The sequence below is a fragment of the Swingsia samuiensis genome, from assembly GCF_006542355.1.
Classification (GTDB): Bacteria; Pseudomonadota; Alphaproteobacteria; order Acetobacterales; family Acetobacteraceae; genus Gluconobacter; species Gluconobacter samuiensis.
In genome coordinates, this window is the sequence record NZ_CP038141.1 from 509,832 (window position 1) to 530,794 (window position 20,963).

The 20,963-nt window shown below is 43.7% G+C and carries 23 protein-coding genes and 1 tRNA gene; 15 read left to right on the forward strand and 9 right to left on the reverse strand.

Translation table 11 applies throughout. The features are described from left to right. The first annotated feature begins 18 nt into the window (after window positions 1–18). The 6 genes from E3D00_RS02435 (at window position 19) to folE (ending at window position 5,576) form a co-directional block, all read left to right on the forward strand. Window positions 19–1,773, forward strand: coding sequence for a tetratricopeptide repeat protein (locus E3D00_RS02435; protein WP_141459629.1), 1,755 nt, complete (start codon window positions 19–21; stop codon window positions 1,771–1,773). Next, complete coding sequence (locus E3D00_RS02440) at window positions 1,770–2,666, forward strand: 4-(cytidine 5'-diphospho)-2-C-methyl-D-erythritol kinase (protein WP_141459631.1); 897 nt, start codon at window positions 1,770–1,772, stop codon at window positions 2,664–2,666. Before E3D00_RS02435 ends, E3D00_RS02440 begins: the two co-directional genes overlap by 4 nt. A gap of 15 nt (window positions 2,667–2,681) precedes the next feature. Next, entirely contained in the window at window positions 2,682–3,077 is a 396-nt protein-coding gene (locus E3D00_RS02445) for a hypothetical protein (RefSeq protein WP_246091470.1), read from the forward strand. 160 nt (window positions 3,078–3,237) lie between these two features. Then, window positions 3,238–3,314, forward strand: a tRNA-Asp gene (locus E3D00_RS02450). 208 nt (window positions 3,315–3,522) lie between these two features. Next, window positions 3,523–4,659 carry an FMN-dependent L-lactate dehydrogenase LldD gene (gene lldD / locus E3D00_RS02455; protein WP_141459633.1) on the forward strand — a complete coding sequence of 379 codons (1,137 nt, stop codon included), beginning with the start codon at window positions 3,523–3,525 and terminating at the stop codon, window positions 4,657–4,659. Between the two features lie 278 nt (window positions 4,660–4,937). Continuing rightward, window positions 4,938–5,576 (forward strand): GTP cyclohydrolase I FolE, encoded by a 639-nt coding sequence (gene folE, locus E3D00_RS02460; protein ID WP_141459635.1) that lies wholly within the window; start codon window positions 4,938–4,940, stop codon window positions 5,574–5,576. On the opposite strand, the gene E3D00_RS02465 is transcribed toward folE, so the two are convergent. From E3D00_RS02465 to queE, 3 genes are read right to left on the reverse strand one after another with little or no spacing between them, the layout of a single operon-like run. Then, the gene (locus tag E3D00_RS02465) at window positions 5,565–6,113 is read right to left on the reverse strand and encodes a 6-pyruvoyl trahydropterin synthase family protein (protein ID WP_141459637.1); all 549 of its coding nucleotides are present in this window, start codon (window positions 6,111–6,113) and stop codon (window positions 5,565–5,567) included. The two genes, folE and E3D00_RS02465, sit on opposite strands and share 12 nt — an antisense overlap. After that, window positions 6,110–6,811 (reverse strand): 7-cyano-7-deazaguanine synthase QueC, encoded by a 702-nt coding sequence (gene queC, locus E3D00_RS02470; RefSeq protein WP_141459640.1) that lies wholly within the window; start codon window positions 6,809–6,811, stop codon window positions 6,110–6,112. Before queC ends, E3D00_RS02465 begins: the two co-directional genes overlap by 4 nt. Then, window positions 6,808–7,449: a 7-carboxy-7-deazaguanine synthase gene (gene queE, locus E3D00_RS02475; protein WP_141459642.1), complete on the reverse strand. Its 642-nt coding sequence runs from the start codon at window positions 7,447–7,449 to the stop codon at window positions 6,808–6,810. The genes queC and queE overlap by 4 nt, the downstream gene beginning before the upstream one ends. Before the next feature lie 124 nt (window positions 7,450–7,573). Here queE and E3D00_RS02480 point away from each other — a divergent pair, with 124 nt between their 5' ends. Together E3D00_RS02480 and E3D00_RS02485 are read left to right on the forward strand one after the other, a co-directional pair. Further along, a complete protein-coding gene (locus tag E3D00_RS02480; RefSeq protein ID WP_246091471.1) occupies window positions 7,574–8,428 on the forward strand; it encodes an ABC transporter permease in 855 nt (284 codons plus the stop codon). 6 nt (window positions 8,429–8,434) lie between these two features. Beyond that, the gene (locus E3D00_RS02485; protein ID WP_141459644.1) at window positions 8,435–9,199 is read left to right on the forward strand and encodes an ABC transporter ATP-binding protein; all 765 of its coding nucleotides are present in this window, start codon (window positions 8,435–8,437) and stop codon (window positions 9,197–9,199) included. 7 nt (window positions 9,200–9,206) lie between these two features. Here E3D00_RS02485 and folK read toward each other — a convergent pair whose 3' ends face one another. From folK to E3D00_RS02500, 3 genes are read right to left on the reverse strand one after another with little or no spacing between them, the layout of a single operon-like run. Continuing rightward, window positions 9,207–10,061 (reverse strand): 2-amino-4-hydroxy-6-hydroxymethyldihydropteridine diphosphokinase, encoded by an 855-nt coding sequence (gene folK / locus E3D00_RS02490; RefSeq protein WP_141459646.1) that lies wholly within the window; start codon window positions 10,059–10,061, stop codon window positions 9,207–9,209. After that, window positions 10,058–10,870, reverse strand: a complete 813-nt coding sequence (gene folP / locus E3D00_RS02495; RefSeq protein WP_220093255.1) for a dihydropteroate synthase — start codon at window positions 10,868–10,870, stop codon at window positions 10,058–10,060. Before folP ends, folK begins: the two co-directional genes overlap by 4 nt. Window positions 10,871–10,875: 5 nt before the next feature. Then, window positions 10,876–11,643 carry a DsbA family protein gene (locus E3D00_RS02500; RefSeq protein ID WP_246091472.1) on the reverse strand — a complete coding sequence of 256 codons (768 nt, stop codon included), beginning with the start codon at window positions 11,641–11,643 and terminating at the stop codon, window positions 10,876–10,878. 198 nt (window positions 11,644–11,841) lie between these two features. Between E3D00_RS02500 and E3D00_RS02505 the strand changes: the two genes are divergently transcribed. Beyond that, on the forward strand, window positions 11,842–13,236 hold the full coding sequence (locus E3D00_RS02505; protein WP_246091473.1) for a gamma-glutamyltransferase: 1,395 nt from the start codon (window positions 11,842–11,844) through the stop codon (window positions 13,234–13,236). Between the two features lie 5 nt (window positions 13,237–13,241). On the opposite strand, the gene fliP is transcribed toward E3D00_RS02505, so the two are convergent. Together fliP and E3D00_RS02515 are read right to left on the reverse strand one after the other, a co-directional pair. After that, window positions 13,242–13,979 (reverse strand): flagellar type III secretion system pore protein FliP, encoded by a 738-nt coding sequence (gene fliP / locus E3D00_RS02510; protein WP_141459650.1) that lies wholly within the window; start codon window positions 13,977–13,979, stop codon window positions 13,242–13,244. Next, complete coding sequence (locus E3D00_RS02515; protein WP_141459652.1) at window positions 13,976–14,266, reverse strand: hypothetical protein; 291 nt, start codon at window positions 14,264–14,266, stop codon at window positions 13,976–13,978. The genes fliP and E3D00_RS02515 overlap by 4 nt, the downstream gene beginning before the upstream one ends. 195 nt (window positions 14,267–14,461) lie before the next feature. Between E3D00_RS02515 and E3D00_RS02520 the strand changes: the two genes are divergently transcribed. Genes E3D00_RS02520 through flhB form a run of 6 tightly spaced genes read left to right on the forward strand, consistent with a single transcriptional unit; the run spans window position 14,462 to window position 17,744 of the window. Then, window positions 14,462–14,848, forward strand: coding sequence for a flagellar basal body rod protein FlgB (locus tag E3D00_RS02520; RefSeq protein ID WP_141459654.1), 387 nt, complete (start codon window positions 14,462–14,464; stop codon window positions 14,846–14,848). An 11-nt stretch (window positions 14,849–14,859) separates the two neighbouring features. Continuing rightward, window positions 14,860–15,264 carry a flagellar basal body rod protein FlgC gene (gene flgC, locus E3D00_RS02525; protein WP_141459656.1) on the forward strand — a complete coding sequence of 135 codons (405 nt, stop codon included), beginning with the start codon at window positions 14,860–14,862 and terminating at the stop codon, window positions 15,262–15,264. Between the two features lies 1 nt (window position 15,265). Then, entirely contained in the window at window positions 15,266–15,586 is a 321-nt protein-coding gene (locus E3D00_RS02530) for a flagellar hook-basal body complex protein FliE (protein ID WP_141459658.1), read from the forward strand. Between the two features lie 5 nt (window positions 15,587–15,591). Beyond that, window positions 15,592–15,864 (forward strand): flagellar biosynthetic protein FliQ, encoded by a 273-nt coding sequence (locus tag E3D00_RS02535; protein ID WP_141459660.1) that lies wholly within the window; start codon window positions 15,592–15,594, stop codon window positions 15,862–15,864. Continuing rightward, window positions 15,861–16,667: a flagellar biosynthetic protein FliR gene (locus E3D00_RS02540; protein ID WP_141459662.1), complete on the forward strand. Its 807-nt coding sequence runs from the start codon at window positions 15,861–15,863 to the stop codon at window positions 16,665–16,667. Before E3D00_RS02535 ends, E3D00_RS02540 begins: the two co-directional genes overlap by 4 nt. A gap of 3 nt (window positions 16,668–16,670) precedes the next feature. Next, window positions 16,671–17,744: a flagellar biosynthesis protein FlhB gene (gene flhB, locus E3D00_RS02545; RefSeq protein WP_141459664.1), complete on the forward strand. Its 1,074-nt coding sequence runs from the start codon at window positions 16,671–16,673 to the stop codon at window positions 17,742–17,744. A 47-nt stretch (window positions 17,745–17,791) separates the two neighbouring features. Here the strand turns inward: flhB and E3D00_RS02550 are convergent, their stop codons facing one another. Continuing rightward, window positions 17,792–20,860: a TonB-dependent receptor domain-containing protein gene (locus E3D00_RS02550; protein WP_246091474.1), complete on the reverse strand. Its 3,069-nt coding sequence runs from the start codon at window positions 20,858–20,860 to the stop codon at window positions 17,792–17,794. Between the last annotated feature and the right edge of the window lie 103 nt (window positions 20,861–20,963).

Consider the following 20,963-nt stretch of genomic DNA (forward strand, 5'->3'; position numbering starts at 1 on the left):
ATTAAAAGCTAGAGTATTATGCAGATCACACGTGAATGGCCCAAAACTATTTTTTCCCTCACCAAGCGGGGTTTATCAAGTGCTTTTTTAGCAAGCGCCCTTCTCGTGAATGCCGAGGCTGCGCCTCAGATTAAAACACTACCCACAATTGATCCGGATAAGTCCCTCACCGGTTGGATTTTAGCATCCAATGTTATGATGCAACGCGGACATATTGATGCAGCCTATAATGCCCTCAATCGTATCCTTGCTTTATCAGGCAATAATTTAACATACCACGAACAAACTCTGCATTACGCTTTAATGAGTGGGCACGAAGAAGAAGCCCTTCAACTCGCCAAAACTCTTCCCAACCATGATATTGCAACATTTATATTGGTTCAAAACGCAGCTTCCCATAAAAATTGGGATGAAATGCGCCATCTCCTCAATCATAACAGCCATCACGGGATGCTCATTTCCACCGCGCAACCCGTCTTTCTCGCTTGGGCATTGGCAGAAGAAGGGCACATACAACAAGCGCTGGATACCTTACACTCAGCGTCTAGCTTTGCAGGCACACGGCGGCTCTATCAACTTCATGCTGCTTTGATTTCTGAGCGCCTCCCCGACGATTCACAAGCAAAAGCACTTTACCAAAAGGTAGGGAGTTCCCCTGATGATCCTTTGCTGCTGCAAATATTATATACACAAGCATATAGTAGCTGGCTTGAAACAAAGCACCAGCACCAAGCGGCCATTGATTGCATCACAGCGCTTGGCGTTAACTCGCCTTTAGCGTCCCTGACTATTGGCCCTCTTCAACACAACCTGAAGTCACGCCCGCCACTATCTTCCAACCAAGGGCTTGCAATCCTTGATTTCCAAATTGCTCTTATGTTGAATGATGTTATTCAGCAGGAAGGCCTTCAAAGAGACCCTGCAATTATTACCCTGAAACAAGCACTCTATTTTGATCCGTCATTAACTGTTGCCCGCATTTTCCTTGCAGATATTTTTCGTGACAACCAACAAATTACTGAAGGGTTAGAAGAACTCTCTCACATCCCCAATACAGACCCTTTAGCAGCCCTCGCAGCACAAGAGCGCGTTAACCTTGCCAGCAGCTCTCATGATCTTAATCGCGAAGCGCAAGCTCTGTATCAAGCTTTAGAAATTCTTCCTGACAATCCAGACTTTTTAACTCAACTTGCTGAAGTGGAAGACGAACTTGGGCATCATAATGAAGCCATCGTATTATTCACAAGCGCTATAAAAGCATCTCCTCCACGCAAGGAGGCTCTGTGGCCACTTTTGCTTGGCCGCGCCATGGCAGAGGAAGAGCTTGGAAACTGGATTAACACTCGGGCTGACATGCACCGGGCCTTAGAACTCGCCCCCAACCAGCCAGAAGTTTTAAACTTTGTAGGGTACGGTAATATTGAGCATAATGAAGATCAAGAAAACGCAATCTCTCTTCTCAAACGTGCCTTACAACTTGAACCAAACAACCCTTCCATTCAGGATAGTTATGCTTGGGCCTTGTTAAAGCATACAGGTGATTTAAAAACGTCTCTTCCTATTCTCATCCAAGCTGCGGAGCACTCATCCAGTGATCCTGAAATTGGATATCATCTCGGGGTTGCATATTGGTATCTTGGGCGACAAACTGAAGCAAAAGACCAATGGAATCAATCGCTTGACGATCATCCACTTCCACAGGACAAAGCTCTTTTATTAAATGCCCTCCAACAAAATGGTCCTCACCTCCCCATTTTTGAGACAAAGAAATGACGATAGCCAGCGCCAACGCACATGCAAAAATCAATCTCTATCTACACGTTACAGGACGGCGCACGGATGGTTATCATCTCCTCGACAGCTTCGCCGTGTTTGCAAACGCCGCAGATACTCTTACTCTTGAAAGAGAAGCAGCCCAAACCTCTCTGAATATTACGGGGCCTTTCGGGCAGAAACTAGAAGCGGATGAAAACAACTTAGTTTTAAAAGCGGTCAAATCTCTACAAATACAACATCAAATCGATAAACACTTCGATTTAACGTTGATTAAAAACCTTCCCATTGCTTCTGGAATAGGAGGCGGCTCCGCTGATGCCGCCTGTATTTTACGTCTTCTCGCAAAGCAGTGGGATATTCCAGAACCCGATATTCTGGCTATCGCAGCCCAACTTGGAGCAGACGTTCCGGTGTGTGTGCAGCAGGAGCCTGCGCGCATGGAAGGAATTGGTGAAATATTATCTCCCACTCCACCCCCACCATCAGGTGGAATTCTGCTCATTAACCCTGGGGTGGCAGTTTCTACACCGGACGTTTTCCGGCGCTTATCAAGCATGACTTCCCTTACACATCATGCAACACCACAATTTCCCGTAAAATGGTCATCCATGATTGACCTTAAAAACTGGCTCCTTACAACATCAAATGACCTACAAGAGCCAGCCATTCAGATTCTTCCCCTTATTAACGATGTTCTTCAAGCCATCGCTCAACAAGAAAACTGCCTATTGGCGCGAATGAGTGGGTCAGGCGCAACATGCTTTGGATTATTTCCTACAGCAGTGGAAGCCCAAAAAGCGGCAGAAGCGTTATCAATAACAGCCACTCGTCTAAATTGGTGGACATGGGCGGGAGATTTTTTCCAAAATAGTGTTCCACCCGCAGAATAAGCTTCGGAGAGAAAAATGTCCGGTCCTCGTATGAAAGTTACTCGGTCTAAGAACAAGCAACAGGTCACTTTATCTTTTTTAGAAGGAAGCGGTGTTGCTGGCAGTATTGACCTTGATGAGAAGCAACTCACCCAATTAATAACCAGTCTTGGTGAAGCACGAAGTGCTCTTCTCGAAAACCAATCCATTCCAACATTAGAAAATGCCCAAATTTCTCCCATTAGAAAAACAAACTGGGCTTTGCAATTCGATACTTTAAGCGAAGGCTCCCTGATTGCCTTTCAGCACCCCGCTTATGGACCTGTTGGCGTAGTCATAGACGCGACAGATACTGAAAAGCTTATCGAAGGGCTACAAAAGCATCGCATGATCATACGTTCAACACCCAAAGATTCTTCTTTGCCAAGCTAGTTACGAACGCAAAGATTGCACATAAAACTTTAAAAAAGCATGAAAATGCTTTTTTTTCAAAAAAGCCTATTGCCACATATGCTGCATACTGTTACATCAGCGCCATCAGACGAGAGGTTCTCAAACAATCTCTCGGAAAGCGAATTGCTTCATGCAATACGCGGGTGTAGCTCAGTTGGTTAGAGCGCCGGCCTGTCACGCCGGAGGTCGCGGGTTCGAGCCCCGTCACTCGCGCCATTATATTAATCCGAAAAAATAGATAGTTTGTATTCTCAAGAAGGTTTTTTTTGCAAAACCTCGGCTAAGATAATAATCATTATCTTTTGATAGAGTTTATCTGACTGAGCGCCAAAATCCTGTTCAATAAAACACATTTTTTCGATACATTACCAAAAGCCATTGAGCTTTTTCTCAAAACCTTCCCTTTTAATTAAAGATATAATTAATGATCATTTCTTCTCCTACAGATTATCGCACGGCTGCAAAACGAACCCTTCCAAGGTTCTTATTCGATTATATAGATGGCGGTGCCGTCACTGAAAAAACCATGCGTGCGAATTACGACACATTACAAAATCTGCATTTCAAACAACGCGTCCTAACAGGTGTCGGCAATCCAACACTTAACACTGAAATTCTTGGTCAAAACTGGTCTTTACCTTTCGCTCTCGCGCCAGTTGGTGCAACTGGATTATATGCTCGACGGGGAGAGGTTCAAGCGGCTCGCTCAGCTCGGCGTGCAGGCATTCCATATACGCTGTCCACAGTTTCAGTCTGCCCAATCGAAGAAGTGGCGCGTAAAGCAGGTGGAAATCTCTGGTCACAATTATATGTTCTTAAAGATCGTGGGTATATGAAAAACTCACTCGATCGCGCATGGGCAAACGGGATGAAAACCCTCGTTTTCACAGTTGATATGCCAACGCCCGGTTCACGCTATCGAGATCGACACTCTGGAATGTCTGGCCCGATAGCTTCATTGCGTCAGTATCTCCAAGCACTTACACATCCACGTTGGGCTCTGGATGTAGGCCTTATGGGGCGCCCTCTCTCTTTTGGTAATATTGAGGCCTATAAAGGCCAACCCATGACCATGTCTGACTACATGGGATTCATAGGCTCTAACTTTGACCCATCCATTCGTTGGCAGGATCTTGAATGGATCCGTGAAAGCTGGAAAGGCTCTCTCATCATCAAAGGGATACTAGACCCGGAAGACGCAAAAGATGCGCTCCGCATGGGAGCAGATGGAATTATCGTATCCAATCACGGCGGAAGACAACTTGATGGTGCTGTGTCAACTACGCAGGCCCTCCCTGCTATCGTTGACGCTGTAGGCGATCGTACAACTATCCTTGCTGATTCGGGCATTCGTTCAGGCGTGGATGTCGCTCGAATGATTGCTTTAGGAGCAAAAGGTGTTCTCTTAGGGCGCTCTTATATTTATGCTCTAGCGGCACAAGGGGAGAAAGGCGTCTCTAATTTGATTTCTTTAATCGCCGCAGATCTTAAAGTCACCATGACTTTAGTTGGCGCCAGCACCATTTCAGACTTAACGACATCAAAACTGGAACTCTTGTAGAAATTGAGTAGACCATTCAATACGCTCTAGGGGGCTCCGCCAATCCGTTAAAAGATAACCAGTCATCGTCGCTACCCAGACTTCGCGCCGAATGCCTCTAAAAGCTTGTCAGAAGCGACACCTTATATTAAGGCAATCTGCGCAAGAAGAGTTGGTGCAGTGGCGATGGCACGTCTATCACAAACAGCAGAAAACTAGGAAGTAAGAGGTTTTTAAACCCGGCACAGTCCAGTAAAGGCTATGCTTAATAGGGCATCCAAGGAGTTTTAAGTCGCATCATGACTGATAAAAAAGCGCAAAATGGGCCCAGCCATCAAGAAGGGTTGCGCCCGTTAGAAGCTATTTCCAAGCCTCAAGATGCGCAAGGTCGGATTGCATCTGCTGTTCGCGAAATTTTAGAAGCCGTTGGTGAAGACCCAGACCGAGAGGGGCTTAAAGATACCCCAACACGTGTTGCAAAAATGTATTTAGAGATTTTCGAGGGATTATACGAAGACCCACGAGAGCATCTCAAAAAACAATTTTCAGCCGATCAACACAATGGTGCAGTGATCGTGAAAGATATTCATTTTTATTCCATGTGTGAGCATCATCTTCTGCCGGTCCATGGCAAAGCCCACGTTGCGTATTTACCCGGAGGTGGCCGTTTAACAGGATTAAGCAAACTTGCACGTTTGGTGGAAGGTTTTGCTCGCAGACCTCAATTACAAGAACGGATGACCGATCAAATTGCCCAAGGGATGATGGATATTCTTTCGCCTGAAGCCGTGCTGGTTGTCGTAGAAGCTGAGCATATGTGCATGAGCATGAGAGGCGTTCGCTCCCCAGGCTCCACAACCGTTACAAGTGTGGCACGCGGTTTATGGCAGGATGACTATGCTGCTCGTATGGAAATTATGTCTCTTTTAAGAGCGTAACACCGGCAAATCTGAAATACTCATATCCGGCCTGTTCCACCAACAAAGGTGAGGAGGACGGTTCGTATAGGGAAGATAATGGGTGGGATCCCCTCCTAACTTAACGGTATTCGTTGGTGTTTCCTGAAGTTCAATCTCATAAACACGTAATAAACCGCCTTGCGCAGCTAATATCGCTGAAAGTTTAGCAAAAAGTAACGCCGCCATAATTTCTGTTGTAGGATCGCCCGGCGTTACAACAATGCGAGATGTCCTTTCAGGCTCATGCTCTTGAAACCACGCCAACAGAGGATCTGCTTCAGAAAGCTGTAAAGCATGATCTAGGCTATTATCAATAAAGTTGTGCCAGCGTGTTTTAGCGTCCGCAAAAGGCAAAACCATATTTTGATGGCCGTCTAGCCGTTTGGGCTCCTGCGGACGTAAAGTAACCTTAACATATTCATTATGACCATGAGGGATTGCACATTTCTCACTCGTCCCTGCAATAAGACGATGCCCCATTGAAAAGCGGCGCGTAAAGACGAGTTCAACGGTCATGCTTGGCGTTCCTTAAAGCGCTGCCATCCATCGGCTCTTAGCTGACATGCAGGGCATGTTCCACACCCATACCCCCACGCGTGAAGATGAGTTCTATCCCCCATATAGCAGGAATGGCTCTCGCGGTTAATCAATTCCACAAGAGGTTTTCCTCCAATTGATTGAGCGAGCTCCCATGTCTGAGCCTTATCAATCCACATCAACGGTGTATGCAGGACAAAGCGTTTATCCATTCCAAGGTTGAGAGCAACCTGTAAGGCTTTAATCGTATCATCACGGCAGTCTGGATAGCCAGAGTAATCAGTTTCGCAGACGCCCGTAATAATATGTTTGGCTCCACGCCGATACGCGAGTGCTGCGGCAAAAGTTAAGAAGATTAGATTTCGTCCCGGCACAAACGTGTTAGGCAACCCATTCTCATTAAACCCAATTTCAGCTTCACGGGTCAGTGCCGTTTCTGACACAGCACCTAAAGAAGCAAGATCAATCGTGTGATCTATTCCCAAACGTTTTTCCCAAGTCGAGGAATGTTCAGCCATGTGAGAACGTAAAGTACTTCGACACTCCAGTTCAATCGCGTGACGTTGACCGTATGAGAACCCAACCGTTTCAACATGTTCAAAACGTGATAAAGCCCATGCAAGACACGTCGCTGAATCTTGACCGCCAGAGAATAAAACGAGAGCAGTATTACTCATGGGATTCCAATCATCTTATGCGTTTGAAGAGATAAGCGCCAACGAGGATTGGCTAAGCAAAAAGCCACCGCTTTTTGAGTATTTTCAAAACGGTTGGGACCATCCATGGGTTGAAGCCAGAAATGCTTAAAATCAAGCGTATCAAACATTTCGGGTGAAAGTTCTTTTTGAGGATAAACCAGCTTGAGTTCAGAGCCTTGCGTTTGAATGAGTTTGCTATCTGGCTTAGGACTAACACAAATCCAGTCTACCCCATGTGGAGCAATGATCGTTCCGTTTGTTTCAACTGCAATTTCAAATCCAAAAGCTTTTACAGCCTGAATAAGAGCATCATCGAGTTGTAACAGAGGCTCCCCACCCGTAAAGACAACGTATCGCTGGCCTGTGTTTTTTACCGTGCGCGACCAGCACGCCTCAAGAGCTTCTGCTAGGAGCTCTGCAGTTTTAAAACGTCCACCCCCCTCACCATTTGTACCAATAAAATCAGTATCGCAAAAACGACAGGCCGCTGTGTCACGGTCCTGTTCCCGGCCAGACCAAAGGTTGCACCCAGTAAAACGGCAGAATACCGATGTACGTCCTGTCTGGGCACCTTCTCCTTGGAGGGTGATGAACATTTCTTTTATTGCGTAAGACATATCACTCCCATGTCGGCGAGGCTGGCCTGAGATGCAAGAGAAAACATTCTTTAAATGACCAGAAAAAGCATGAGAGCCTGTTAAAAAAGGATGTAAGGGGTGGGCATAACGTATTTTCAGGATTATGGGTGATATTATGGAAAACAGGAACGCCCATACACCTATTCTTGATTTATCCCCACAAAAAGGGATGAACCGTATTTGGTCAGCTTTAGATGACCTTAAAGCTGGGTTAAGGTTCTTCCCTCTCGCTCTGACACTGGGCTGGTTGGATATTAAACTACGCTACAGAGGTTCTATCTTAGGTCCTTTGTGGCTGACACTTTCAACTGCGATTATGATCGGTGCGCTGGGAGGGATCTATGGTTACCTGTTCCATATGGATCTCAAACATTATCTCCCTTTCTTATCTCTTTCTATTGTATTGTGGGGCTATATTAACGGCATCATCAGTGATGCCGCTTCCGTCTTTACGCAAAGCGCATCTATGTTCCATGCGCGCCGATTTCCCGCAACATTACCTGTTTTTCGTTTGTTGATACGAAACGTCTTAATGTTTTTGCATCACGTGTTGGTCGTTATCGTGGTGTTTGCATTTTACCACGCGTTGCCAACGCAAAGCTGGAGTATGCTGTTAAGTATTCCATTATGGCTTATGAACAGTTTTGCCATAACGCTCATGATCGGCTTACTGGGAGCACGCTTTCGAGATATCGCTCCAATTATGGCCTCTTTAATGCAGATCTTTTTCTTTATTACTCCCGTCATTTGGCAACCCAGCTTATTAAGTGCAACTGGTCGGCAATATCTTTTATGGGATCCCTTTTATCCTGTCTTTGAAACGCTAAGAGGGCCCTTGCTTGGAACGGATGTTCCTCTACTCGTTTGGGAAACAGCTTTTGGGCAGGGACTTATTTTGTGGATAGCGGCGGCTGTACTATTTTGCCGTATGCGCTCACGTATTCCTTATTGGATTTGAAATTGAATGCCTAAAGTTTCCGTTCAGCACTTGAGCATTATTTTCCCACTTTATCATGGTGAAAGCCGCTCTTTGAAACGCCATCTCGGAGATAAATTTTCCAAATGGCAAGCAGGCTCTCCTTCCGCACATTTGGTTCAAGATAATCGAGATCGGACGGTGGTGAGCGTCCTGAATGATATTACATTTGAGGTTTCTCCAGGCGAACGGGTTGGCCTTATAGGGCGTAATGGTGCCGGAAAAACAACTCTTCTGCGTACATTAGCAGGGATTTATGAACCAGTTGAAGGACGTGTTCGCCTAGAAGGAACAATCGGAACACTCCTCGATAGTAGCCTTGGTATGAACCCTGAACTGACTGGACGTGAGAATATTCGTTTATTTGGATTGCACGGCGGTCTTTCTCAACAAGAGGTGGAGAGAATAGATCAAGATGTTCAGGAATTTGGAGAACTTGGCTCTTATATTGATTTGCCAGTTAAAACTTATAGTTCAGGGATGAAAGTACGTCTTGCTTTTGGACTCGCAACATCCTTAACGCCACAAATTCTTTTAATGGATGAATGGTTTTTGGCAGGAGACGGTAACTTTATGCTAAAAGCTAAAGAGCGTTTAGGGAGTATGATTGAAGAAGCGGATATCTTGATACTATCGACGCATCAACCAAAAGTCTTAAAAGAATGGTGCACACGCGTCATCTGGTTGGAAAACGGGAAAATCCGAATGGATGGGCGTCCAGAGGATGTGCTTGATATTTATCTGGAGGATTAACGCCGCATTAATCCCGTCGAGTTACATCTCCGTTGCTTCGTGGCAACGTGGTCAAAGCATCGGCGATACGACGCCCAGCGACTCTCTGATCCGGCGCAATTTCAGCAAGAGGCTCAAGCACAAAAGCCCGTTCAAATAAATGACGATGCGGCAACACTAAGATACGGTCTGAAACAGATCGCTCTCCATAATACAGCACATCAATATCAATAGCCCTAGCGCCCCACCTAATGCTAGGCTGGCGTCCCAAATCTCTTTCAATGTCCTTACACGCTCTCAATAATTGATGCGGAGATAGAGAGGTTTTTCCCGTTACGCACATATTAATAAAAGCTGGCTGCTCTACCCCTCCCCACGGGGCACTGTCATACAGACTAGATGTCTTGAGCACCTCAATCCCCTCATAGAGTGAAAGACGCTCAATCGCTGCGCTTAGTGTAAATTCACGTTCTCCAAGGTTAGCCCCCAAAGACAAACCAATGCTATGAAGGCGTTGTTTCTTTACACAGACAGCGGCTTCTTTAATTGAATATGGAACAGGAGCAGATGGCTTCCTCACTGTGATCTCAACATACTCAACCCGTGAAAAACGCTCTAAAACAGCATTTGCCACATGCTCTGCAACTGTTTCAATTAAATCTAATGACTTCCCTTTTATAATTTCAGCAGCGACATCACACAAAGAACTATAACAGACAGCCTGATGATAATCGTCCTGCTGTGCAGCCGAGGTAAGGTCGGCTTGAATATGCATATCAACGATAAAACGCTGACCAAGCTTCTTTTCTTCAGCCAATACCCCATGGAAACCGTAAAGGGTCAAATCTTTTACATAAACGGATGTAAGAGGTGAACTGATCATAGACCCTCGTTTATAAGATTGTACATTTTAAACGCATCGGCATGTTCACGGATATCGTGCACACGCAGTATATCCGCCCCTTCATGAACACCGGCGATATTGGCTGCCAAGGTTCCAGCTAAACGCTCTTTTACAGATCGTCCCAAAAAATGACCAAACATTGATTTGCGGGATAAGCCCAACAAGATTGGTAGTTGATACTCGGATTTTAATATCTTTAACGAACGAATTGCTTGGATATTTTGCGCAGGGGTTTTCGCAAAACCTATCCCCGGATCAAGAATTAAACGTTCCTTTGCTATGCCCGCCTTTTCAGCAAGATTAAGAGAAACATCAAAAAATCTCTTCCAATCTGCAATAATATCCCGCTCGGCATCTATCTTTAAAGCATTATGCATCACAACAACATGAGCCGCTGAATCAGCAATGACAAAAGGCATTTCTGAGTCTGATTGCAATCCCCAAATATCATTAATGATCTGCACCCCTTGCTTTAAAGAGGCCCTCGCTACACTCGCTTTTGTCGTATCAACAGAAACAAGGGTTCCTTGTTGAAGTAAGGGGTTCAACACCGGAGCAAGACGTGCCCACTCATCTTCAGCTGAAACAGCCTCAAACCCTGGCCGTGTTGATTCAGCGCCTATATCAAGAATATGAGCGCCATCTTCTAAAAGGCGGTTGGCGTGAGCAAGTGCAGTGTGCGGATCATAAAAATTACCCCCGTCAGAAAAAGAATCGGGGGTTACATTTAAAATACCCATCAAAAGAGGGAGCTTTTTTTCTCCCTCCTGATGCAAAATATTTTGCATAGAAATCAGATTTTTTTAGCTTGAGCCAAAAAGCCTTCCATTTGGTCCAAGGTTAAAGCACCCGGAGCGACAACGGCTCTTCCAAACAGAAATGTTGGCGTACCATCTAATCCAATATCATGCCCCTGATTAAGATTGGTGGTTATAGCGGTTACCGTTGTAGGGGAACTCATATCAGCCTTCAGACGGTCTGCATCTAAGCCATTCGCTTTAGCAACTTCCAATATACGATCTTCTGTCGGCCGGGTCGTGTCTTGCATCAGAGCACGACGCATAACGTCATACTTGCCTTGAGCACTGGCCGCGATAATAGCACGTGTGTCTAAAACACTACTGCTGCCTAAAACAGGAACAATCTTTTCAACAAAACGAATATCAGGATGCTTTGCTAAAAACTGATCAATTTGCGGTGCCATCGCGCGGCAATAGGAGCAACGTGGATCATAAAATTCAATCACACTGACTTTACCGTAAGGATTCCCACGTACGGCATAGATTGGTGCTGAAGCTAATTCACTCCAATGACTATTCACTGCACTCAATGCGTTTGCTTGCTTTTGTTGCTCAGCTTTTGTTTTTAAGGACTCAATAGCATCCGTTAAAATGGTGGGGTCCTCTTTTAAAGCCTGCCGGAGAATCTCTACGATTTCAGCCCTTTGTGCTGGCGAAAAAGTATTTGTTGATCCCGTGCCTGCGGCCAGAGCACTTCCTCCAACAGCAGCAGAAAAGAAAGCTCCAGCAGCAAAAACCGTTGCAAACATGCGTTGTTTCACGAAAGTCTCCAGACTTATAAAAATCCCCTCATGCTACCGTTTTCAGCCCCTTAAAGAAAGACTTTTTCAAGAGATGGTGCCCAACCTCTCCCATATCGTGTAGATTGCGGTTAAGAATAATAGAAACTTCGTGTATAATAACATCTTCATATATGTTGTTATTCTCAAAACCGAGACCTGATAGTGGAGAAACGCCAGGTGGCGCAACGTCGAGACCAGATATCTACCAACGGTTCACAAACTACACGCCGGACATCTCTCGGCCTTCTAGCCTCTGTGGCATCGGGACTTCTTTTAAGTGCCTGCTCACATGTTCCTGTAGTCAATACATTATTTGGACCAACGTCTGAGCCTACCCTTTCCGGGAATATCGGCACCATTGTTTCAGACGAACCACAAGCTACCCTAGTGGGCCACGATGTTTTGGCCCGCAGAGGCAATGCTGTTGACGCCGCAACTGCAACCGCTATTGCACTTGGCGTTACACTACCCTCGCGTGCGTCCCTTGGCGGCGGTGGAGCCTGCTTGGTTGCTCCACCCAATGGAGACGTCAAAAGTATCGTCTTCTTACCTCAGGCTGGCCAGACTTTACGCGGGGATCGTCCGGCTTCAACACCAGCTATGTTGCGTGGGTTATACCTAATGCAGCATCAGTATGGCTCTGTTGATTTTGGAGATCTTATTCTCCCAGCACAAAAATTGGCTAGCAATGGAATGACAGTTAGCCGTACGCTTGCATCAGACCTCAGCACAGTCCGTATAGGACTTTTAGCGGATAAAAACGCCCAAGCCATCTTTGGAAGAGATGAAACCGGTACAGTTGTTGCTGGTGACAACCTTGCCCAACCACGTCTTGCGAGTTTTCTAGACCGTGTTCACTCTGCAGGGGTGGGTGATCTTTATAACGGTGCTTTGGCAACAGTCTATGCATCTGCTTCTCAGCAAGCTGGTGGTGGCCTTACCAACCAAGATTTACGTAATACACTGCCGCTTCAAACCGATGCTCTTCATTCCCAAACCGGTCGCTTAACCGCTTCTTTCCTCGCACCTCCCGCCGATGGTGGCCTTGGAGCGGCTATGCGCTATCAAAACGGGAGCAATGCTCAAGGTACTGTCGCCGCTTGGCGGGCTTCAAAATCGAGCAGTCTAAGTGAAGCGCAAGCCATATTAGATAGCAACAAAACAAGTAATGCGCGCCTACCGGCTCTACCTGCATCAACATCGTTCGTGGTTACTGATCGTAATGGCATGGCTGTTGCATGCACATTAAGTGAAAATAACCTTTTTGGAACAGGGCGTATCGCAGGAAGCACAGGCATTGTTTTAGGGGCATCCCCTGCAACAACTCCTCAGCCACTTCTAGCCGCAGCAATTTTACACCACAACCATGCTTTAAAAGCCGTTATTGCAGCATCTGGTCAAAATGATGCCGCTGATGCCGTTGGTGATGCCGCTCAAGCAGCAGCACATAATGCCACCATTCCTCATTCAGGGTCAGGGCGTGTCAATGTTATTACATGCCAAGGCGGAACCTGCCACGGAGATCTTGATCCACGCGGCACTGGTTTAACCGTTGGAAGCACAGAACGTTAAGCACTTTACCCTGTAAAACTCTTGACCAAACTCCCAGCAACCAAAGACCAACCATCAACAGCGACAAAGAAAATCAGCTTAAATGGTAGCGATACGGTGCTGGGGGGTAACATCATCATCCCTAAACTCATCAATACGCTGGAAACAACGAGATCTATGATGAGAAAAGGAAGATAGAGCAAAAAACCCATTTCAAACCCTCGCCGCAATTCCCCTACCATGAACGCTGGTGTCAAAATCCGCCATGGTATATCTGCCATCGTTGCAGGAGGTTTTTCATGAGCGATATTCAAAAACGTCGTTACATCCTGCGGTCGAGCGGTTGCAGCCATAAAATCATGAAAAGGTTGAGCTGTAAGGCGCAAGCCTTCCATTTCCTCTACGTGTCCTGCCATCAGTGGTGATATCCCTGTATCCCAAGATTTCTGTAGTGTGGGCTGCATAACAAAAAGCGTTAAAAATAAGGCTAACCCTACTAAAACAGTGCTTGGAGGTGTGCCTTGTGCGCCTAACGCACTTTTCAGCAAGGACAGTACGATCACAATCCGGGTAAAGGCTGTTACCATGACCAATAAACTTGGCGCTAAAGACAAAACTGTTATCAGAGCACTAAGTTGAATTAAACGCCCTGTTGTTCCCGTGCCTCCAGACTGCCCCAAATCTATATTTACGGACTGAGCAAAAGCGAAATGAGGCGTGAACACACATAGAGCAACAAAAAGAATCCAAAGGGTTTTCCTCATGATTTTTGCTCCACAAGAGATGCAAAACCCGGCTTATTCCCGCTTTCTAAAATAAGATCCTGTGTTCCGCCCGTTAGAATAAGAACTTCTGTTGTGCCATATGTCACGACAGATAAACGTCTTGTTCGATCAAGAGAAATTTGACCTTTGATAGATAAATAAGAAGTGCAGTTACATGCTCTTATTCTCTGTTTTTTTATTTTCTGTAAAATTGGTTTTATGAAGAAAATAAGTAACAACAAAGCAACGCAATATAGAACAAGTAAAATATTACTCTCAAAAATCATAACAATCTCCCATATTGAATGGGATAGAAAATAAACATTAATAAGCAGTTAATAGTTTTTCTTTTACCTTCAAATAAAACCAATTCTTAATTTTTATTTCCAAATTTTTCGCTTCTTCAACCTTTTATTAAGAACTTAAGATCAAAATAAGGACCACGCCCTCGAAAGAATCCAAAAGGTATAAACGTTCCTTATATGCAAAACATTCCTTCTTCGACAGCTGGAACAGATCTGCTCTCTCTTGGAAGAGAGCGGTTAAACTGGCTACAAGAAAGGCAGCAAATCTTGGCTGGGAATGTCGCGAATGCTGACACGCCCAATTTCAAACCCAAAGATATCTCGCCTTTTGAAAATACCCTCAATCAATTCAATATTACGCCAATCACAACGCACACAAATGATATCACCGTTGCTCCTGATTTTGATAATCGTGATCTGGGAGAAGAACGTTCATTAAATGGTAATCAAGTTTCATTAGAACAACAAATGGAACAGATTTCTCATATTAACGATCAGCAGCATTTCGCTGTGAATATTTATAGTAAGTATTTGAATATGTTCCAAACTGTTCTTGGCCGATAGAGGGTTTTATTATGGATTTCTCTAGTACAATTGGTGTTTCAGCAAGTGGTATGGAAGCGCAGGCACAACGCCTTAGAATCGTTGCCGAAAACCTTGCAAATGAAAATACCACAGGTTCTTCACCTGGCGCAGACCCATATCGCCGTAAAACAATTACGTTTTCAGAACATGTAAATGATGATGGTACATCTGGTGTTGAAGTCAAAGAAATTGGCTGTGACCAATCTGCTTTCGAATCACGATATGACCCTTCTCATCCAGCCGCGAATACACAAGGATATGTAAAAATTGCCAATGTAAACCCAATGGTTGAGATGATGGATATGCGTGAAGCTGAACGCTCATACGAAGCCAACCTCAATACCATGCAGATAACACGTTCAATGCTTTCTAGAACACTGGATCTTTTAAAATAACATGATGAACTCTATTACACAGGCACATGATGCCTATCGTCTGAGCTTACAGAATAGTCTGATCGATAATGGCTCAAACAACTCCCCAGAAGCTACGACACCTCAAGAAAGCTTTGGTGCTGTATTATCTAAAACACTTCAAAACACTTTAGATACAGGCCATGATGCAGAACAAAAAGCTGTTGTCGGGCTTAATGGGCATGGGGATATGACGCAAATCGTAACAGCCGTTTCTAATGCACAGCTGGCTTTACAAACAACAACCACGATTCGGGATCGCATGGTTCAGTCTTACCAAGATATCATGCGAATGTCGATTTAGCCCTTATGCAATCTCTCGACCTTCATAATATTTTAGAACAGACTTTTTTAATCGCTCTAAAATTAAGTGCTCCAGCCCTTTTAACAGCACTTGTGGTCGGTCTAATTATTTCATTCCTTCAAGCCATTACACAAATTAATGAAAGCACTCTTGCATTTGTCCCCAAGATTTTAGCTATCGGAGCAGCTATGATCTTTGCAAGTTCTTTCATTTCGGAAAATTTGCTTTCTTTTACCCGCTTCCTCTTTGATCAACTTATTCTGGTTGGAGCAACATGAGCAGCTCCGTCATTAATCTTTCTCTCCCTGAAGGAATTACGCAAACTGCATTTCTTTTTATGCTTGTTTTATCAAGAATCAGTGCGGCTATTATGGTGATGCCCGGTTTTTCCTATTCAGAAATTCCATCCATGATCAAAGCTGGCTTGGCTCTTACCTTAACCTTTCTTATTTATCCTCTTATTCATATCCCTCCAATATCTCATAATATTTCTCCTTGGGAGATTGGAGGAATGGTTGCTCTTGAACTTTTTATTGGCTTTTTTATCGGTTGGATTACTCAGCTAACCGCTTTCATACTTCCAATAGCCGGTCAATTCATCTCTGTTTTTATTGGCTTATCAAGCGTCCTCCAACCAGATCAGTCTCTTGGCGCAGACACATCTGCCCTAGCACGCTTTATGAACCTCCTTGCACCTGTAATGCTTATGGTTAGCGGTGCATATATATTTCCAATTTATGGCTTAATTAATAGTTATAGTCTCATATCGCCAAATATATTTTTTCATAATAATATATCGATCATGGTCGCGAATGATATTACTAAGTCAGTTATTCAAAAAACAGAAGATATATTCAAAATTAGTCTTGAGTTAAGCTCACCTTTTCTTATTTTATCTTTAATATGGCAAATGATAATAGGTGTTCTAACAAGACTTTCTCCTAATCTACAGATACAAAACAACGTCAGTTCTTTGCAAATGTTAGGGGGCATTGCTCTTGTTGGAATCTCTCTCGTTGCTATGATTACAGTTTGGCAACAACATACGTTCACTATCCTACAAAATCTATCCGGCTTCTAAAACATGGCTGAAGCTGAAGACAGGACCGAAGCCCCTTCCCAACAACGCCTGCAAAAAGCTCGTGATGATGGACAGGTCTTTGTTTCAAAAGAATCATTTAATCTTGTTCTTCTCCTTGCAGGGGGAACAAGCTTTTTTATTATCTTACCTCTTCTCATTCCTTCATTTATTCATAATATGTTCTTTCTGATGTCAAATGCAGGAAGAATTTCTCTCCGTTCTGAAAATATCTATGATTTCAATACATTTATTCTACTCTCATCCTTAAAAATATTAATCCCTCTTATTACCCTTCCTTTTATAATCACAATTAGTGTTGGCCTCCTTCAAACATCTTTTCTTATTCATCCCCCTTCACTTCTCCCCAAATTCTCTCGCATATCACCTATATCGGGCATAAAGCGGCTTATAAGTCCATCCAGCTATATCGAAGCATTAAAGATGCTTCTTAAGCTAATCGCCATATTTTTCGTTTTTTATGTGTTCATCCGAAGAAATATTACTCAAATACCAAGCATCACCAATATAAAAATACAAAATATTTTCCCTTATATATCCAAATATAGCTTATCCATTTTATTAGATATTATAATTATTCAAACCATCATCGTCGGCATCGATGTTTTTTGGGGAAGGTACCAACATCTATCAAAGCTCAAAATGAGCCGAGAAGAGCTCAAAGACGAATATCGTAATACAGAAGGCGATCCACACGTTAAAGGACGTCTAAAACAAATCCGTGCTCAAAAGGCACGCCAACGCATGATTGAGGCTGTTCCCAAAGCAACTGTCATTGTCACTAACCCTACACATTACGCTGTCGCATTAGTCTATAATAAAGGGTCTGATAGCGCGCCTAAAATCGTTGCAAAAGGGAAAGAAGAACTTGCAGCCCGTATTCGAGAAAAAGCTATGGATCATCATATCCCCATTATTTCCAACCCCCCTTTAGCCCGGGCTTTATTCCCCCTTCCTCTTGATAGTGAAATCCCTTTGGAGCATTTCCAGATTGTCGCAACAATTATCGCACATGTTTGGAAAATAAAAACACCCAACACATTGACCCATCCTGAGTAACCCCCTTATCACGAAGAGAGTTAATCTCCTCTTTATAAAAAAATAAACTAAAAATGAACACCAACATTCATTTGAAATGACCTTCCAATCAAAGCATCAAAATACCTGCTCATATTAACTGTTCTTGGATATTTGGGCATCGCATTAGTAATGTTATTGATCATAAAATTGGCACTAATATTTTTAGTAATATCATAACCAATTGTCATATTATAATAGGCAAAAGAAGGCCGTTTATTAAACTCATAGGCCAGTGCATTAACTTGGACATAATTATGAGACGGACCGTTCCAAATAGTCTGCCACTGAAATGTTAATGGACCGCGCATATAATTGAAATTTAATGTAAACAAATCTTTAGGGGATTGGGTCGTCCCTGTAAGCTGATATGTTGACTGTCCTATAACTTGTGTATTCCCTAGATAGTGAGAGTAATTCCCACTCAAAAGAACCGAACCAAAACTATCTGATACGCCCAAACGCCGTAGAGGGAAGAAATAACTCATATTTGTTTGGAGAACACGCATGTGCTGTTGTCCGATATTAAAATATCCTTCCGAAAAACCCGTAACTTGATGGTTACTATCGCGTGTAAACGTATCGCAATACGTCCTACTATCATAGCAAGCAGCCATTAACTGATCCAACCCTAAAGAATTCACCTCCTGCTTAACTTTTACATCGACAAAAGACGTCGTCATATTAAAGCCATGTACAAAATGTGGGTGCAAATCCATAGACAATGTATAACTATCTGAAACCTCATTTCGCAAATGAGAATTTCCGCCAGATGTCCCTAATATGGAATTATAATTAATATTCGAATGAAACGGCGTTCCCATCCCGCTTGCAGCACAATTTGCCGCACGAATAGCGGGATTTGGTCCTTTTCCAACACCTAAATCAGAACAAGGATCTGTTCCTGAATCATATCCTGTCGTTAGGGGAGAGAATAATTCTGTAACAGACGGATTACGCACAGATTGGGCATAATTACCTGATATCCCAACGTCTGAAGTAAACCACCATGATCCACCAAACATATAAGTCCAATAATTACCAGCGACACTGTTATGAATGAAACGCCCATTTGCCGTTGCTGAAAGATTATAAACACCGGGGATGTTCATGTGCGGCGCGATGAGAGGAATATCCAACTCTCCGAATGCTTCATGAGTGTAGTAAGAGCCTGAGGCGCCTGCCATGGGAATAGTGTAACCATATTGCTGGTATACTCCACCTCCCATATCTTCGCCTTGATTATAAGATCCCGGTATATAGTTATAACCTTCGCGTCGATGTTCATAACCTAAATCCCAACGAATATTTCCCGCTGGCAAATGAAAGAGCGTGCTATTAATTTCTGCCTGTAAATCACGCTGTGCATTAATATTTTTGCTATGAGCATTAGCAATCACATAATCACGTGACGCTTCAGACATCTGATTATATCCAAAAGGATTTAAAGGCGAACATGAGGAACTACCAGTTCGAACAGAGGCATTGCTATATCCAGGAGCGCAAATAATCTGCCCCTGAGCATCGGTAGTCGCGTTTAAAGCATTGGTGAAATTTTGTATAACAAGAGAGGGACTATAATCATCTTCAATATAACGACCGTAAACACCCCGTAATGACCAATTGAACTGTCTGTTTAAAGCTTTAAAATCCCCGTTCAAGCCACCTTGGAAACGCATCATCTGTGAATCTGTCCGAAACATACCCAGTCCAAGATCATTCATCATTCGTGACATATAGAAAGTATTTGTCGGCATGCCATTCGCAGATAATGCATTCATAATTGTTGAACGTTCATCCGCTGTTAAATATGGATTATTTGTATTAAGTGCCAATGGACCGTTCACAACGGATGCAGCATTATTTGCACGATTGGCTAACCAAGAATCCTGAGTAAGAGGAATCGTAGAAGACCCGTTTTCATAAGAACTGTTTATTATACCAGATGGAACTTTGCTCGCAGCACTACCTTTCACATACCACGCTTGCCATGTCGCGTGTATATGATCGGTGATGTCATAATGCCCAAGTGTCGTAAAATTATATTTATGACTAGGAGTATAAAGCTGTGTAAAGTCTGAAGGGTTATACCCATTCCCCCCTTGGGCGGTATATCCATCTTGTAATAATCGATTATACGTTAACGGAATAAGAGCTTTTCCATTTTGACTAAATATTAAATTCTGCCCTTGAGAATTTAATATGCCTGTCCCTCCATTATTAATTCCTGGGAAGTTTACTGGAAAATTTCCACCACTCCCATCATACATTGGTATTCCCGTTGTCGTTGCCTGAACACCACGCTGAGCAGCAATAATCGTTTTATTATAAGGATTATTTGAACCAATGGGAGGCTGATTATAATTTGCTGCATTAGCCCCCAATACATCAGGACGCTGATTAGCTAACAATCCCGCGGCCTGCCTCCATTCAAAATCAAATACTACTCCCCCACGATCATGGTCAAAGCCCGTTCCAGCTTTAAAAGAAACACGTTCTTGAGGCTCATCTAAATTCTGCGTCCAATTTCCTTGAGCATTAATATCCACCCCTTTAAAATGATCATCCAACTGGTAGTTCACAACGCCCGCAACAGCATCCGCACCATAAGCCGCCCCAGCACCACCAAGCTTAGTATCAATCCGTTTTATTAAAGATATCGGAATATCACTCACATCAACCTGAGAACCTGAACCTGCACCAAATGGTGAAGCCGATGCAGCCCCCACTACCCTCATTCCATCAACCAAAGTCAAAGTTCTCTGAGAACCCAAACCTAGCAGGGACACAAAAGATTGTCCGGCTCCCATTCCATTGCTATTTTGATTCCCAATCGGTGAATTGTTGCCTACGGTAAAGGCCGTATTCTCACGCATAAGCGCAATTCCAAGGTCTGTGTAACCACGTCGGTGTATTTGAGCTGCTGTAATAGAACTACCAGCCATAACATTGGTTAGTCGCGTCTGAGACAAACGTGTCCCAGTGACCGTTATTTGTTCCACGTTATTTTTAATTGAAGTCTTCTCAACTTCTTTCGTCTTTAATCCTTTTTTATGAGAATTTTTCGTTTTCTTATTATTCCCATCTTCTTTTTTCACTGATGATTTTAAGTTCGCAGCATACGCGCTTTCATTAGCAGTGAGGCATGATAGGAAGCCACCAAAAGAAACGACCAAAAATAAACGATAAACATTATGATTT

Excerpts from the sequence above, each read along its gene's own strand:
- E3D00_RS02435 (WP_141459629.1), top strand. The coding sequence starts at position 19 with ATGCAGATCACACGTGAATGGCCCAAAACTATTTTTTCCCTCACCAAG.
- E3D00_RS02440 (WP_141459631.1), top strand. The coding sequence starts at position 1,770 with ATGACGATAGCCAGCGCCAACGCACATGCAAAAATCAATCTCTATCTA.
- E3D00_RS02445 (WP_246091470.1), top strand. The coding sequence starts at position 2,682 with ATGTCCGGTCCTCGTATGAAAGTTACTCGGTCTAAGAACAAGCAACAG.
- lldD (WP_141459633.1), top strand. The coding sequence starts at position 3,523 with ATGATCATTTCTTCTCCTACAGATTATCGCACGGCTGCAAAACGAACC.
- folE (WP_141459635.1), top strand. The coding sequence starts at position 4,938 with ATGACTGATAAAAAAGCGCAAAATGGGCCCAGCCATCAAGAAGGGTTG.
- E3D00_RS02465 (WP_141459637.1), bottom strand. The coding sequence starts at position 6,113 with ATGACCGTTGAACTCGTCTTTACGCGCCGCTTTTCAATGGGGCATCGT.
- queC (WP_141459640.1), bottom strand. The coding sequence starts at position 6,811 with ATGAGTAATACTGCTCTCGTTTTATTCTCTGGCGGTCAAGATTCAGCG.
- queE (WP_141459642.1), bottom strand. The coding sequence starts at position 7,449 with ATGTCTTACGCAATAAAAGAAATGTTCATCACCCTCCAAGGAGAAGGT.
- E3D00_RS02480 (WP_246091471.1), top strand. The coding sequence starts at position 7,574 with ATGGGTGATATTATGGAAAACAGGAACGCCCATACACCTATTCTTGAT.
- E3D00_RS02485 (WP_141459644.1), top strand. The coding sequence starts at position 8,435 with ATGCCTAAAGTTTCCGTTCAGCACTTGAGCATTATTTTCCCACTTTAT.
- folK (WP_141459646.1), bottom strand. The coding sequence starts at position 10,061 with ATGATCAGTTCACCTCTTACATCCGTTTATGTAAAAGATTTGACCCTT.
- folP (WP_220093255.1), bottom strand. The coding sequence starts at position 10,870 with ATGCAAAATATTTTGCATCAGGAGGGAGAAAAAAAGCTCCCTCTTTTG.
- fliP (WP_141459650.1), bottom strand. The coding sequence starts at position 13,979 with ATGAGGAAAACCCTTTGGATTCTTTTTGTTGCTCTATGTGTGTTCACG.
- E3D00_RS02515 (WP_141459652.1), bottom strand. The coding sequence starts at position 14,266 with ATGATTTTTGAGAGTAATATTTTACTTGTTCTATATTGCGTTGCTTTG.
- E3D00_RS02520 (WP_141459654.1), top strand. The coding sequence starts at position 14,462 with ATGCAAAACATTCCTTCTTCGACAGCTGGAACAGATCTGCTCTCTCTT.
- flgC (WP_141459656.1), top strand. The coding sequence starts at position 14,860 with ATGGATTTCTCTAGTACAATTGGTGTTTCAGCAAGTGGTATGGAAGCG.
- E3D00_RS02530 (WP_141459658.1), top strand. The coding sequence starts at position 15,266 with ATGATGAACTCTATTACACAGGCACATGATGCCTATCGTCTGAGCTTA.
- E3D00_RS02535 (WP_141459660.1), top strand. The coding sequence starts at position 15,592 with ATGCAATCTCTCGACCTTCATAATATTTTAGAACAGACTTTTTTAATC.
- E3D00_RS02540 (WP_141459662.1), top strand. The coding sequence starts at position 15,861 with ATGAGCAGCTCCGTCATTAATCTTTCTCTCCCTGAAGGAATTACGCAA.
- flhB (WP_141459664.1), top strand. The coding sequence starts at position 16,671 with ATGGCTGAAGCTGAAGACAGGACCGAAGCCCCTTCCCAACAACGCCTG.